Source organism: Thermoleptolyngbya sp. M55_K2018_002 (genome assembly GCF_015295965.1).
In the GTDB taxonomy this organism is placed as follows: domain Bacteria; phylum Cyanobacteriota; class Cyanobacteriia; order Elainellales; family Elainellaceae; genus Thermoleptolyngbya; species Thermoleptolyngbya sichuanensis.
Map to the genome: position 1 here is coordinate 1 of NZ_DVEA01000249.1, position 13,846 is coordinate 13,846.

Annotated in this window: 12 protein-coding genes; 7 read left to right on the forward strand and 5 right to left on the reverse strand. The window is 58.3% G+C overall.

What is annotated here, in order from left to right; all coding sequences use genetic code 11:
- Window positions 1–401: EamA family transporter (locus IGS51_RS12320; RefSeq protein ID WP_297078658.1), on the forward strand; the 401-nt coding region annotated here is incomplete at its 5' end.
- Here IGS51_RS12320 and IGS51_RS12325 read toward each other — a convergent pair.
- Complete coding sequence (locus IGS51_RS12325; protein ID WP_297078659.1) at window positions 291–1,295, reverse strand: LysR family transcriptional regulator; 1,005 nt, start codon at window positions 1,293–1,295, stop codon at window positions 291–293. The genes IGS51_RS12320 and IGS51_RS12325 overlap by 111 nt on opposite strands.
- 247 nt (window positions 1,296–1,542) lie before the next feature.
- Between IGS51_RS12325 and IGS51_RS12330 the strand changes: the two genes are divergently transcribed.
- Complete coding sequence (locus IGS51_RS12330) at window positions 1,543–1,851, forward strand: hypothetical protein (protein WP_297078660.1); 309 nt, start codon at window positions 1,543–1,545, stop codon at window positions 1,849–1,851.
- Between the two features lie 66 nt (window positions 1,852–1,917).
- Here the strand turns inward: IGS51_RS12330 and IGS51_RS12335 are convergent, their stop codons facing one another.
- From IGS51_RS12335 to IGS51_RS12350, 4 genes are all read right to left on the reverse strand, one after another.
- On the reverse strand, window positions 1,918–3,048 hold the full coding sequence (locus tag IGS51_RS12335; RefSeq protein WP_297078661.1) for a PotD/PotF family extracellular solute-binding protein: 1,131 nt from the start codon (window positions 3,046–3,048) through the stop codon (window positions 1,918–1,920).
- A 225-nt stretch (window positions 3,049–3,273) separates the two neighbouring features.
- Window positions 3,274–3,783 (reverse strand): inorganic diphosphatase, encoded by a 510-nt coding sequence (locus IGS51_RS12340; protein ID WP_297078662.1) that lies wholly within the window; start codon window positions 3,781–3,783, stop codon window positions 3,274–3,276.
- A gap of 544 nt (window positions 3,784–4,327) precedes the next feature.
- The gene (gene clpS, locus IGS51_RS12345) at window positions 4,328–4,627 is read right to left on the reverse strand and encodes an ATP-dependent Clp protease adapter ClpS (protein WP_225894776.1); all 300 of its coding nucleotides are present in this window, start codon (window positions 4,625–4,627) and stop codon (window positions 4,328–4,330) included.
- Window positions 4,628–4,704: 77 nt separating this feature from the next.
- On the reverse strand, window positions 4,705–6,531 hold the full coding sequence (locus tag IGS51_RS12350) for a PAS domain S-box protein (RefSeq protein WP_297078663.1): 1,827 nt from the start codon (window positions 6,529–6,531) through the stop codon (window positions 4,705–4,707).
- Window positions 6,532–7,245: 714 nt separating this feature from the next.
- Here IGS51_RS12350 and dnaN point away from each other — a divergent pair.
- From dnaN to IGS51_RS12375, 5 genes are all read left to right on the forward strand, one after another.
- Window positions 7,246–8,397: a DNA polymerase III subunit beta gene (gene dnaN, locus IGS51_RS12355; protein ID WP_297078664.1), complete on the forward strand. Its 1,152-nt coding sequence runs from the start codon at window positions 7,246–7,248 to the stop codon at window positions 8,395–8,397.
- Between the two features lie 346 nt (window positions 8,398–8,743).
- Window positions 8,744–9,604 (forward strand): DUF72 domain-containing protein, encoded by an 861-nt coding sequence (locus IGS51_RS12360; RefSeq protein ID WP_297078665.1) that lies wholly within the window; start codon window positions 8,744–8,746, stop codon window positions 9,602–9,604.
- A 15-nt stretch (window positions 9,605–9,619) separates the two neighbouring features.
- Entirely contained in the window at window positions 9,620–10,516 is an 897-nt protein-coding gene (locus IGS51_RS12365; RefSeq protein ID WP_297078666.1) for a UbiA family prenyltransferase, read from the forward strand.
- 192 nt (window positions 10,517–10,708) lie between these two features.
- Complete coding sequence (locus tag IGS51_RS12370; protein WP_297078667.1) at window positions 10,709–13,267, forward strand: PEP/pyruvate-binding domain-containing protein; 2,559 nt, start codon at window positions 10,709–10,711, stop codon at window positions 13,265–13,267.
- Window positions 13,261–13,846 (forward strand): DUF3419 family protein (locus tag IGS51_RS12375; protein WP_297078668.1); only part of this gene is annotated, 586 nt, incomplete at its 3' end. The genes IGS51_RS12370 and IGS51_RS12375, both read left to right, overlap by 7 nt.

Below are 13,846 nucleotides of genomic sequence, written 5' to 3' on the forward strand. Positions count from 1 at the left end.
GCGGGGCCGTCCTCTCGCGGGCGGCGCTTTCGACCACCGACATCAGCCCGCTGTGGGGCACGCTGATCCGGCTGGTGGCGGGGCTGGCGGTGGTGCTGCTGTGGCTCTTGGTCAAACCGCCGCAGTTTCGCAGCGTGGGCAAGGAGATGGGTCAGTTGCGATCGCCCCGCTTTTTGAGCATCGTCGCCGGGACGGCCTTTGCCAGCACGTTTCTGGGCATTTGGCTCCAGCAAACCGCCCTGAAGTTTGCGCCAGCGGGTGTCGCCCAATCGCTGCTGGCCACCAGCCCGCTATTTGTGATTCCGATTGCCGTTGCGCTGGGCGATCGCGTGAGTCTCCGGGCGGTGCTGGGGGTGCTGGTGGCGATCGCCGGAATTTGGCTGCTGTTTTGGCGGGGCTGACCGCCTCAGCGCATCCAAAAAGGCGTAGACCGCAGGCGGATGCAGCGCATCTTTGCGAACCGCCACCTGAAACTCGCGCATCAGCGGCACGGGCAGCGGATGCACCTGAATTCCCGGCGGCAGCGGCTCGGCGGCCAGTTGCGCCATGATGGTTGCGCCCAGCCCCCGCATCACCATGCTGACGATGGTGGAATCTTCGCTGATCTTGTAGGCGGGTTGAATAGGAACCTTCTGCGCCGCCAAGTGGGTACGAATCAGGTAATAGCAGTGGTCGGTATCGACGGGCATGATCATCGGAAAGCTCGTCAGTTCCTCCCAGGTCAGCGGAGAATGCTGCAACTCGGCATCGGGCGGCAGCAGCGCCACGTATTCATCCTGGCACAGCGTCCAAGTGTCGAATTCTTCCACCGACGCGCCCCAGCAAAACAGGGCAATATCGACCCGTCCTTCGCGCAGGCTTTGCTCGATCTCGGCGGCTCCGCGAAATTCCTCAATGCTGACGGTGATGCCGGGATAGTCTTGCCGAAACTCCGCGATGATGTCGGGCAGGAGGTGCGTCGCCGCGCTGCGAAACGAGGCCACCCGCACCTGGCCGCCCTGGAGTCCCTTGGCCAGGTTGGCTTCCTTATCCATCACCTCCAGCAGGTGCAGCATTTGGCGGGCATGGCCCAGGATGCGATCGCCCACCGGGGTTAAATGCGCCCCGCGTCGCCCCCGCGTGAACAAGATCACGCCCAATTCAGACTCCAAAGTGGCGATCGCATGGCTCACCGCCGACTGCGACACGCCCAGTTGCAGCCCTGCCTCGCCAAAGTTGCCCGATTCTGCCACGGCCACCAGCGCCCGCAGTTGCGAAAGCTTGATATTGTCCTGGTTCATAGCAATTGCCTGCATGAGGAGGTAATGGAGTGAAGTGCAGATTGGGACGAGTTTGAATCGGCCAGGACGAGCAATTCCTAAGCCGCTGTCACCTATCTCCTGACCCTCTCAGATTATCCGCTCTGCCTCCATTCATCCATGAATTTCATTCATGAATTAGATTCATATAAACTTTTGATTCTCCAAGTCGCGCTGTCTAGAGTGGGAGCATCCGCTATCTAGAGACCCCTTCCAAACCCACTATCCCCTTGGAGAATCCGCCATGCGTAGCCCATCCGAATCCTTGAATCAGCCCTGCCCAGATTTGATTAATATCGACAGCCTCAGCAGCCTCGACAGCCTGGAACGCCTCACCACGAAGACTCGGTTGCAGAAAATGCGGGCCCTGGGCAAGCGCATCGAAGCAGTCTTCAACCGCTTTGGCGGCGCACCCGAACCCCGTGTCTGGCAAACGGGCGATCGCTCTGGCAACCTCGTCTGGCATGTCTACGATCCCACCAGCAACTGCTCCGCCACCTTTGCCTCGGAAGCTGAAGTGCGCGTCTGGCTGGAAGAGCGGTATCAGCTATAGAAAGATTCAGGAGAAAGATTCGGGCTTTGGGCACGTCATATTGCACCCGAAGCCTGAACTGAACCCTTAACTGGCTTTCAACTGGGTCCACAGCTTGTCATACTGCTCATTCTCCGCACCCAAATCCTTAATACCCTCAAACGTGGCCATCATGGCATCGTCAGGGTACAGGTTCGTATTAGACCGAAGTTCCGCAGGCAGCAGATCAAATGCCTTCTGGTTGGGCGTGGCAAACTTCAGTTCGCTGGAGGCAAACGCAGCCGTTTCGGGGTCGAGCATGAAGTTCATCCACTCGTAAGCCGCGTCCACATTCGGCGCAGTCGTAGGAATCACCATCGTATCGGTCCAAACTGAGGTGCCGCTTTTGGGGATCACGTATTTCAGTTCAGGATGTTCTGCGGGCAGCGCATTGCCCAAAATCGAGTAGGTCATGCACAGCACCAGATCGCCCGCGATCAGCCGATCTTCCCACCCAAAGGACTCGAACGCCCGCACCGCAGGCTTTAGCTCCCGCAGCTTTTGGTAGGCTTCCTGTAGCTCAGCGGGATTGGTGGAATTGTAGGAATATCCTAAGGACTTCAGCACTGCGCCCATCGTTTCGCGGGGGTCATCGAGCAGCGTCATCTTGCGGGCTAGCTTATCCTTATTTTCCCAAAGGTAATCCCAATCTTCGGGGCCCGGATTGAGTACGTTACTGTTGTAGATAAATCCGGTCGTGCCCCAACTGACGGGGACGCTGTGCGCGTTTTTGGAATCGTAGAGCGGGTCTTGCCAGCGATCGCGCAAGTTTGCCAGCCCTGGCAACTGCGACTGATCAATCTTGGTCAGCATCTCCAACTCGATCATCTGCCGCACCATATAGTCCGACGGATACAGAATGCTGTACTGGTTGCCGCCGCCTGCCTGCATCTTGGCCAGCATGACTTCGTTGCCGTCATACACATCGGCAATCACCTCAATACCCGTTTTCTCTTGAAACCGCTGGTAGAGCGCGGGGCTGGAATAGTCTGCCCAGGTGTAGATGTACAGCGGGCCAGCGGCCGTGGTGGCGGGGCTGCTGTCAGCGGCGGGTACAGCGCCCGGAGCCGCACCAGACTCCGACGGGCCGCAGTTGCTCAGAGCCACACCCGAAACGGCAGCAGCAGAAAATTGCAAAAAGCGACGGCGTGTGGTGCGGGAAAAGCGGTTGGAGGTCATGAGTACAGCTATATTTAGGTGGGGGCAAGGGTTCAGTCTTGGGGAATAGATTACAACACTTGCAGCCGATTGACGTAATCAGGCGTTGCAAACCGGGTTCAGCGTGGGTCAAACCCCAAAGGCAAAACCCGCCCAGAGCATGAACTCCAGACGGGTTGTTGCACGCGGAGATTAGGGTAAGCAGGGCGATCGCCCCGGCCGATCGCTAAGTGGATCGTCTCCAGGCTACTTGTAAGCTGCGACGCACTGCTCCACCAGCGGCAACACCTGATCGACATCCTTCCAACCCAAAATTTCCGTCACCTTTTTCTCCAGGTTCTTATAGGTGCGGAAGAACTCGGCAATTTCGTCCAGGCGGTGGGGAGCTAGGTCTGCCAGAGACTTGACCCCTGCATAGCGGGGATCTTTGTCGGGCACACAGAGGATCTTCTCGTCGCGATCGCCCCCATCCACCATTTCCAGCATTCCAATCGGCCGCGCCGCAATCACGCAGCCGGGAAAAGTGGGCTGATCCATAATCACCATGCCGTCCAGCGGGTCGCCATCGTCCGCCAGCGTATTGGGCACAAAGCCATAGTCGTAGGGATAATGCACCGAGGCGTACAGCACCCGATCCAGCGCGAAGGCGTTCATGTCCTTGTCAAACTCGTACTTGTTTTTGCTGCCCGCCGGAATCTCGATCAGCACGTTGATCAGGCCGGGCTTTGGCTGAGGGGGAATACGCGATAAATCCACTGTTCTTTCTCCAGCGCAAGGGTTCAGTTGTTGCAGGGGTTAGAGGGTAGGGCGATCGCCCCGCCTTGCTAACGAAATAGAAATCAGAACGGAGAGCCAGCCTGATACACCAATACAAGTTGACAGGCTTGCTTTCGGTTCTCACGTTTACTCTTTCCCTGCATGAAAGCGGATTACAGGATGCATTGACCCAACACCCGCTCCCCGAATAGCATTTTAGGGGAAGACGGTGGCCACGCTGAGGAATTGCCCCAAGGAATTGCTCTAGGGAATTGCACTAATGAGGATGTTTGAAAAGTCCTACTGTTTGTAGCAAAGCGTGCAGAATCCCCTTAAATCCCCCTTAAAAGGGGGACTTTAAGGCGGTTCCCCCATTTTCAAGGAGGGCTAAGGGGGGATCTCTGAGTGCTTAACATTACAGGCGATACCTTTTCAAACACCCTCTATGGAGTTGCAGGTTTATTGCAGAAGGAGCAACCAGCCAGGGACGGGTATCCCGGCACTCACCCTTCATCCTACGGGCATCCCACAGGCATCCCACCACCTAAGCGGCTTCCAGGGGAGCCATCGTCAGCCCTTCGCGGCGAAGCTGCTGGTGATAGAGTTCGGCTTGCTCTTGCGGACCTACCCAGACCGTAGCCTGCCCTTCATAGTGAACCTGATTGGTCAAATCCCAAGCGCGATCGCCCGACATGCCCGGAATGTACTTCATCAGGCACTCGGCCACATGCTGGAACGTATTGAAGTCGTCGTTTAGCACGATGACTTTGTAATTTGGGTAGGGTTTGCGGACTGTCTGACTTGTCTTATCGGGGGCGATCGTGGGCGCAGCAGCCATCGCCATCGGTGCGAAAGAGGCAGTCATCAGCATAAAACTTGCGATTAAGCTCTACGTTAAGCAAGATGTAATATTTCCCTTCCCTAGTTTACCGGGGGGGCCGAATTTTGGGTAGACTCTGGAGTTTGCCCCGAAACGAAGGGAATCTCAATTTCAAACGTGGTGCCCTCGCCGGGGGCAGAGAGGCAGCGCAGATCGCCGCCATGCTTTTCGACCACCACCTGATAGCTGATCGCCAGCCCCAGCCCCGTTCCCTTACCGACGGGCTTTGTCGTAAAAAACGGGTCAAATAGCCGCTGCTGAACGGCTGGTGGAATGCCGGGGCCATTGTCGGCGATCGCCACACACACCCGATCTGCGCCCACCCGCTGCGTCCGAATCAAAATTTTCGGCTCAAACCCCGGTCGCCGCTCCAGTTCTTCTTCCAGCGCGTCCACCGCATTGCTCAGCAGGTTCATAAAGACTTGGTTGAGCTGGCCCGCGTAGCACTCAATTTCTGGCAGGTCGCCATAGTCTTTTTCAATGGCGATCGCCACACACTCCTCCCCCTTGGTTCCTGGCACAGGGCGCGGCTTCAGCCGATGCTGCAAAATCATCAGCGTACTCTCAATTCCCTCATGCAAGTCCACCACCTTCATCTCGGCTTCGTCCATGCGAGAAAACGTCCGCAGCGACGCGACAATCTTTTGAATGCGATCCGCCCCCACCTTCATCGAGGCCAGCAGCTTCGGCAAATCCTGCATCAGAAAATCCAGATCCACCTTTTCTGCACGTTCCTGGATCGTGGAATGTGGTTCGGGATAGTGTTGCTGATAGAGATGGATAATGTCTAGCAGTTCCCGGATGTATTGGCTGGCGTAGGTGAGGTTGCCATAGATAAAGTTCACCGGGTTGTTGATTTCATGCGCCACCCCCGCCACGAGCTGCCCCAGACTCGACATTTTTTCGTTTTGAATCATCTGGCTCTGGGTGCGCTGTAGCTCGATCAGCGTTTCTTGCAAATCCTGGGTCTTTTGCCGCAGTTCGGTTTCCGACTGTTGCAGTTTCACTTGGGCCTGCTTGCGCTCGGTAATGTCGCTAATCGTGCCGACCATCCGATAGACCTCGCCCGCCTCGTTCTCCACAAACGCGCCGCTGTCCTGCACGTAGATATAGCTGCCGTCTGCTTTGCGAAAGCGATATTCCTCCACCTGATAGGGCAGCCGCAGTTGCAGCGATCGCTCTAGCCGCGACATCACATCGGGCAAATCATCGGGATGCACCCGCTCCTTCCAGCCTTCAAAGCCAAATTGCTGAAATGCTTCGGGGCTGTGGCCCGTGATGCTGGCGATCGCCCCCGCCCAGAGAATCTGCCCCGTCTGAAAATCGCAATCATAAATCAACTGGCCCGTGCGCTCAGCCACCAGCCGAAACCGCTCCTCACTCTCCCGCTGCGCCGCCTCAGCCAAACGGCGATCGGTGATGTCCATCGCCGTGCCCACCAGTCGATACACGCGCCCATTGCAATCCTTCAGCGGGTTCAGCGTCGTCAAAAACCAGCGCTCTTTCCCCTGAAAGACCCGGAGTTCCTCATAGGTATACACGTCAGCCCGCTCGACACAGGTGCGAAATCGACGGGCAATCTCGCCGCCCTGCTCCGGGCCAAACACTTCTTCCAGCGTCTTGCCAACCACATCCGCCGAGCGCTTGCCCACATCCATCTCGCTGATGGGGTTCCACCCTGCCACGTACAGGTCGCCATTCTCCCGCACGTCGCACACAAACACCGAGAAGTTCACACCCTCGTAGATGCTGCGGAGAAACTGCTCCTGCTCCCGCAGCACGGCATCGGAAGCCGCACCCAAATCAGACAGCCTGTCGGCATCTGGGTGCAACCGAGACGTAGAAATAGGCTCAGGCAAGTCTGACACGGCTTAGGTTCCAGGATGCGGTCGTCATGCAAATCTGTTCAGTCGCGTCTCTGTTCAGTCGCGTCGAGGGAAATCGAGTCCTGATTGCGGGTCGAGTCCAGCGGACAACACCTACCCCCAATGCTTACACCCTTATGCCACTAGTATCCGGCTTGGAATACCTCCAATACTTGGAATACCTCCAATACTCTAAAAATCAGGTTTCCCTGAAGCAGGTCAATTTTTTCAAAGTTTTCCAACCGTGCTTAAAAGGATTCTAAAGAAAGGAAAAAACTTACCCCCCTCACCCTGTGGAAAACCTGTGGATATCTGTGGAAAACCTGTTGAAACGATCGTGGAAAGCGGGTTTCGATCGTGGAAAAGTCTGGCAATCTGAGGAATGCTGTGGAAAAAGACCGACGTTTTCCACAAGTTTTCCACAGGCTAGATCAGATTCCGACCACGATTTGGCCTTTGATCCCCAACTTTTTCCACACTTTCCACAGGCCCTACTACTATCCTTTCAATCTTTAAAGAATTTTCCGAACCCGCTCTAAGATAGTGCCCGGTTGCCCAGTTTCAACCTGACGGGAAACGGTGCTAGGATGACGTTCCAACCCTTTTGGAGATCGGCTACCGATTGGCACTTTAGCTGCTTTAGCTATAGGGTTTCCCAAGGGTTCCCCAGTTCACTGCTCCGCAAACCTGCCTGCTGAGTTCTTTTTTGTTCCCGCCATGAAACTTACCTGCCCACAGAGCGAACTCAATGCCCACTTGTCGTTGGTGAGCCGTGCTGTGCCCTCAAATCCGAGCCATCCGGTGCTAGCAAACGTGCTGATGCACGCGGACGAAGACAAGCAGGAAATCAGCCTGACCGGGTTTGACCTGAGCTTGGGAGTGCAGACGAGCTTTTCGGCGCAGGTGGAAGAGGGGGGCCTGCTGACGCTACCCGCCAAGCTGCTGAGCGATATCGTATCGCGCCTGCCCAATGAGGAAATCACCCTCAGTACAGAGGCAGACAGCAGCCTGGCCACGCTGACCTCGGCACTGGGCCGCTACCAGGTGCAGGGCCTCGATGCGACCGAATATCCAGAATTGCCGACGGTGGAGTCAGGGGAAGCGGTCTATTTGCCGGTAGAGCAATTGATCGATGGGTTGCGGGGGGCGCTGTTTGCGGCTAGCACAGACGAAACCAAGCAAGTGCTGACGGGGGTGCATGTGGCGGTAGCGGCTAGCGAGATGGAGTTTGCGGCGACGGATGGACACCGACTATCGGTGGTGAATACCGTGAAGTCGGACGCAGCAGACGGGGACGCAGACGGTGGGGCTGAAACGGCGTTTGATGTCACGGTTCCTGGCAAGGCGCTGCGGGAACTGGAGCGGATGCTGCAACTGCACCCAGCAGGAGAGGCGATCTCTCTCCGATTTGACCAGGGACAACTGCTGTTTCAGTGGGACAATCAGCGCCTTACCAGTCGTCTGCTGGAAGGGCAGTATCCCAACTATCGCCAGCTGATTCCTCGTCAGTTTTCGCGCCAGATGACCGTCGAGCGCAAGCTGCTGATTGGGGCACTGGAGCGCATTTCCGTACTAGCCGACAAGAAAAACAACATCGTGAAATTTAGCCTGGACGCAGCGGGGCAAGAAGTGGTCATTTCTGTCGATGCGCCAGACGTGGGTAGCGGTCGCGAGGCGCTTCCAGCCCAGATCTCTGGTGATAGTTTAGATATTGCCTTCAACGTCCGCTATCTGCTGGAAGGGCTGAAGGTGCTGAACACGAGTGAGGTACAGATGCAGTGCAACACGGCAACGAGTCCGGCAATTCTAACGCCGCTGGGTGGACTGAAAATGACCTATCTGGTGATGCCCATTCAGATCCGGAGTTGAAAGAGTTTCAGCGCCGTTTGTGGTACTGAGCCAATCGTGGAGGATGAACCTCACAAAGCCCTTGTGGACGAGCATTTCGCCGTCCGGGGTCAAAATTAATCGAAATCACTCAAAATCGAAATCACTCAAAATCAATGGGGGCGATCGCCCAGACGTGTCGGTGCTGCAAAATGGGCGATCGCCAAAAGGCTGCGCCAAGGATATGGCGATTGAGAGAAGGGCGATCGCTCATTCTGTCCGAATCAGATGTTAGCGTTAAGAAGCAGAGGGTCGTTTTATTCTTGAATATTGTTCTGAAATACTGTTCTTGAATACTTAACCTACTCGCAACTCCTGCGGTTTCGCTATGTTTCGGATTGGCTGTGCGATTTGGGCATATAAAGCCTGGGTGGGCGGATTTTATCCCAGCGGGAGTCGGTCGGCAGATTTTCTGCGGCTTTATGGGCAGCGGTTTACAACCGTGGAAGGCAACACCACCTTTTATTCCACGCCCGACGAGCAGACCGTGCAGCGTTGGGTAATGGACACGCCTGCGGGGTTTCACTTTTGCCCCAAGCTGCCGCGCGATGTGTCGCATCAGGGCTTGCTGGCTCCGCAACTGCCAGCGGCGATCGCCTTTTTGGATCGCATGGCAGGACTGGGCGATCGCCTCGGCCCGATGTTTCTCCAGCTTCCGCCCAGCTATGGCCCTGCCCAGCAAGACGACCTGCGGACATTTCTGGCCGGCTGGCCCCACGACCGCGCCGAACTAGCCGTTGAAGTCCGGCATTTGGACTGGTTTCGAGAGGTCAATGCCATCGAGCTAACTTATTTGCTGGCAGGCTACCACACAAGCCGCGTCTTACTCGACACGCGCCCGATTTACGACTGCCCCGACGACCCCCAGATCCGGTCAGAGCGCAAAAAGCCCCGCGTGCCGCTCCACAAAACCCTCACCACCGACACGGCGCTGATTCGCTACATTAGCCATCCCAGCCTCGACTTCAACGAACCTTACTTTCAGGACTGGGCACGGCAAATCACCGAATGGCTGCAAGCCGACAAGCGAGTTTACTTATTTATCCATTGTCCCGTGGAGGAACATTCTCCCCGCAACGCCAGACAGTTTCAATATTGGCTAGAGCAGGCGGACGCACCCGTACCCCCTCTGCCCTGGGATGCGATCGCCCAACCCCCCGAAGAACCGCAGCAGTTGAGTTTGTTTTGATGAGCCTGTTTTGCCATGAACCGCTGGTGGACTTACCAAAAAGAACGCTTTCCCCTGTTGACCAACGGGCTGCTGATTGCGGCGTTTGCGGCGGGGGCGGTAGGCTATGGGGCGCTGGTGCGGGGCGCGGCGGCGTTTCCAGTGGGTGCATGGGCGATCGCCTTCCCTTGTCTGTTTCTGTTTTTCCTGCAATTGCGCGTCGCGGATGAGTTCAAAGATGCCGATACGGATCGCCAGTTTCGCCCCTATCGCCCCGTGCCGCGCGGGTTGGTGACGCTGACGGAGTTGGGTTGGGTGGCGATCGCCGCAGGTGTGCTGCAATTGGGACTGTCACTCGCAGTCGGGCGATCGCTGGTGGGAATGCTAGGACTGGTGTGGGCATACCTGGGGCTGATGACCCGCGAGTTTTTTGCCCCGCGCTGGCTCAAGGCGCGGCCCGTGGCCTATCTGCTGTCCCACGCGGTGATTTTGCCGCTGATGGCGGGGTTTGCGATGGTGTGTGATTGGGCGATCGCCCAGGCTGTGCCCGACTGGCGAATGCTCTGGTTTTGCGGGGTCAGCTATTTCATTAGTCTGTCCATCGAAATCGGCCGCAAAATTCGCGCTCCCCAGGACGAAGAACCCGGTGTGGAAACCTACACGGCGCTGTGGGGGGTGCAGCGAGCCGCGATCGCCTGGTTGACGGTGATCTGGCTGATGGCGATCGCCACACTCATGGCCGCCCGCACCGTCGGCATCCTGCCCCTGGGGGTTCTGGCTGTGCTGCCCCTGCTCACCCTGGCGATGGTCGCTCCCTGGCGCTTCCTTGCCCGCCCCGTTCCCGCCTGGGCCGATGCCTTTCAGGGCGTAACGGGCTTTTGGGTGCTGGGCGTGTGCCTGATTCTGGGACTGGTGCCGTTCTGGGTTCGGTAGGGAGTGGTAGAAGGGGGAAGAGAGAAGAATGGAAGAACGAAAAATGAAGAATGAAGAACGAAGAACGAAGAGCGAAGAACGAAGAACTTAAAACGAAAAGCGAAGAACGAAGAACGAAAAGCGAAGAGGTTCCATTTTTCGTTTTTCCTTTTTCGTTTTTCGTTCTTCCATTTTTCCCTCTCCCCCTCCCTTATGTCTTTCATTCTCTTTTCCATTGACCCCGACCTCCTGCCCAACCAACTCGGCGGCAAGGCGCGATCGCTCTATGATTTGCAGTATTCCGCAACGGGCGAGTTTCCGATTCCCGACTGGTTTGTGGTGTCGCCGGAAGCGTTCACGGCGGGGCAAGGAGTCGCGCTGACCGAGGCGGTGAGGGCGGAACTAGGGGGGGCGATCGCCCGCTTGTGTCCGCAGGGGGAACTCGTCGCCGTGCGCTCGTCGGCGGTGGAGGAGGATGGCGCAACGCTGTCGTTTGCGGGGCAGCTAGAGAGCTATTTGTTTGTGCCGCCGGAGCAGGTGGGCGATCGGATTGTGCAGGTGTGGCAATCGGCGACGAGCGATCGCCTGCTGGCCTATCGTCGCGAGCATGGGCTAGCGGAACCGCCCCCGCCGCCGGCCGTGCTGGTGCAGCGCATGGTCAGTGCAGAGATGGCGGGCGTGGCCTTCAGCGCCAACCCGATTACCCATCAGCGGGGCGTGGCGGTGGTGTCGGCGGTGCGGGGCGTGGGCGAAACCCTCGTCTCTGGCGAGTCGGATGCAGACACCTGGACGGTGAATCGGGATGGCGAAATTCTCTCAGCCCAACCGCAAGACCCCGCAAACCCAGTGCTGACTCCGGCGCAGGTGCGCGACATTGCCCAGCTTGCCCGCCGCGCCGAGCGCCACTTTGCCTGCCCGCAGGATATCGAATGGGCGATCGCCCAGGGCCGGCTTTACCTCCTGCAATCGCGCCCCATCACCACCCTGCGCGGCCAGCCCGACCCCGACAGCCGCCTGGTCATCTGGGACAACAGCAACATTGCTGAGAGCTACGGTGGCATCACCACGCCGCTCACCTTTTCCTTTGCCCGCCGCGCCTACGAAGCGGTGTATCGAGAATTTTGCCGGATGATGGGCGTTTCGGAAGGGGCGATCGCCCAGCAGGACTCCACCTTCCGCTGTCTGCTGGGGCTGGTGCAGGGGCGGATTTACTACAACTTGCTGAACTGGTATCGCGTGCTGGCGCTGCTGCCCGGATTTCAAGTAAATCGCCGCTTTATGGAACAGATGATGGGCGTGAAGGAGGAGCTTCCTGCCGATGTCCTCGCCACGCTCCAGCAGGCCACTGCCCAGGATAAGATCCGCGATAGCCTGCGTCTGGCCAAAACGCTGCTGGGTCTAGTGAAAAATTATCTAACCTTACCGGATCAGATTCGCCGATTTTATACTCGTCTGGATGCGGCCCTCAGCCTGCCCGCTGCCTCGCTAGACACCCGCAGTGCCGAAGAACTCGTCGCCCATTACTACGACCTAGAGCGCCAGCTTTTGACCCGCTGGGATGCGCCCCTTGTGAACGACTTCTTCGCTATGATCTTCTACGGCGTGCTGCGAAGGCTCACCGCCGCTTGGTGTGGCGACGCTGCCGGAACCCTGCAAAACGACCTGATCAGCGGCGAAGGCGGCATGGTCAGCGCCGAACCCGCCCGCCGCATCCAGCAGATGGCCCACACCGCTGTCCAGTCGCCTGCCCTTGTCGAGTTGCTGCAACGGGGTTCCCTCTGGGACATTCGCACCAAGCTCTCTGCCTTTCCTGCATTTCAGGCGCAATATGAGGATTACTTGGCCAAATTTGGCGATCGCTGTCTGGAAGAACTAAAGCTCGAAAGCCCCACATTGCAGGACGATCCGCTGATGCTCCTGCGCTCTGTGGGCAGTTTGGCAGCCGTCAGGGGGCAAGCATCCGGCGGCATGGAGGGCGGCATGGAGCCAATCGCCCCAGTCCCCCAGCCCTCCCTGCGCCATCGCGCCGAAGCCCAAGTGCAGCAGTCCCTCCGGGCTGCTCCCCTGAGGCGGCTCCTGTTCAACTGGGTGCTTCAGAACGCGAGGGCACGGGTGCGCGATCGCGAAAATTTGCGCTTCGAGCGGACTCGCGTGTTTGGGCGGGTGCGGCGCATCGCCGTGGAACTGGGTCGCCGCTTTTATGCTGAGGGCTGGCTGGATGATCCCCGCGATGTCTTTTATCTGGAGCTAGAGGAACTCTTGGGCAAGCTCGACGGCACGGCCACCTGCCACGACCTGAAGGGACTGGTGCATGTCCGTCGCGCTGAATTCGACCGCTACCGAGAATTGCCCCCACCGGGCGATCGCCTCCAGTTGCCAACTCCCCAACCCGCCGGTTCCCCAATGCCGCAAAACGCCAGCACCCTGCAAGGACTGGGCTGCTGCCCTGGCCGCGTCCGCGCTCCGGTGCAGGTCATTACCGACCCCAAAACTGCCGTACTAAAACCGGGCAGCATCCTGGTGGCCGAGCGCACCGATCCGGGCTGGATCATGCTGTTTCCGGCGGCGGCGGGCGTATTGGTAGAAAGGGGCAGTCTGCTGTCCCATGCGGCAATTGTGGCACGGGAGATGGGCATTCCAGCAATCGTGTCGATTCCCGGCGTGACCACGGCGCTGCAAACGGGCGACTGGGTGGAAATGGACGGCAGCACGGGAACCATCTTGCGGGTTTCCACCGTCGAAGCGTCTCAGGAGGGCGCAGGCGTATGTTGAGTAGAGTGGACGACGAAACCGAGGAACCGACGGGCGACTTGAGTGGCCATGCGCCCCGAAAATTCATGCCGCAGGCTCCCCTGCCCCAGGCTGCCTCAGAGGTGCAGCGACGGGCCGACTTTTCCTACATCCGCTACGCCCAGTGTTGGGAAGATGCCGAAATTTTGCTGGAGGCGCTGGATATCCGCCCCGGCGACACCTGTCTGGCGATCGCCTCTGCGGGAGACAATGCCCTGGCCATGCTCACCCAAGACCCGGCGCGAGTCATCGCTCTCGACCTTAGCCCGGCCCAGTTGGCGTGTTTGGAACTGCGGGTCGCGGCCTACCGTGAGCTAGAGCATGAGGAACTGCTGGTGCTGATTGGCTCGCGTCCGGGGCGCAACCGACCGGAACTTTACCAGCGCTGCCGCAGCCAGCTTTCGCCAGATGTATGCTACTTCTGGGATACCCATCCAGCCGAGATCGAGCGGGGTATCGGGCACGCAGGCAAATTCGAGCGCTATTTTGACCTGTTTCGCCGCCGCGTGCTGCCGCTGGTTCACTCGCGCCGCCAAGTGATGCGGCTGTTAGAGGGCGGCC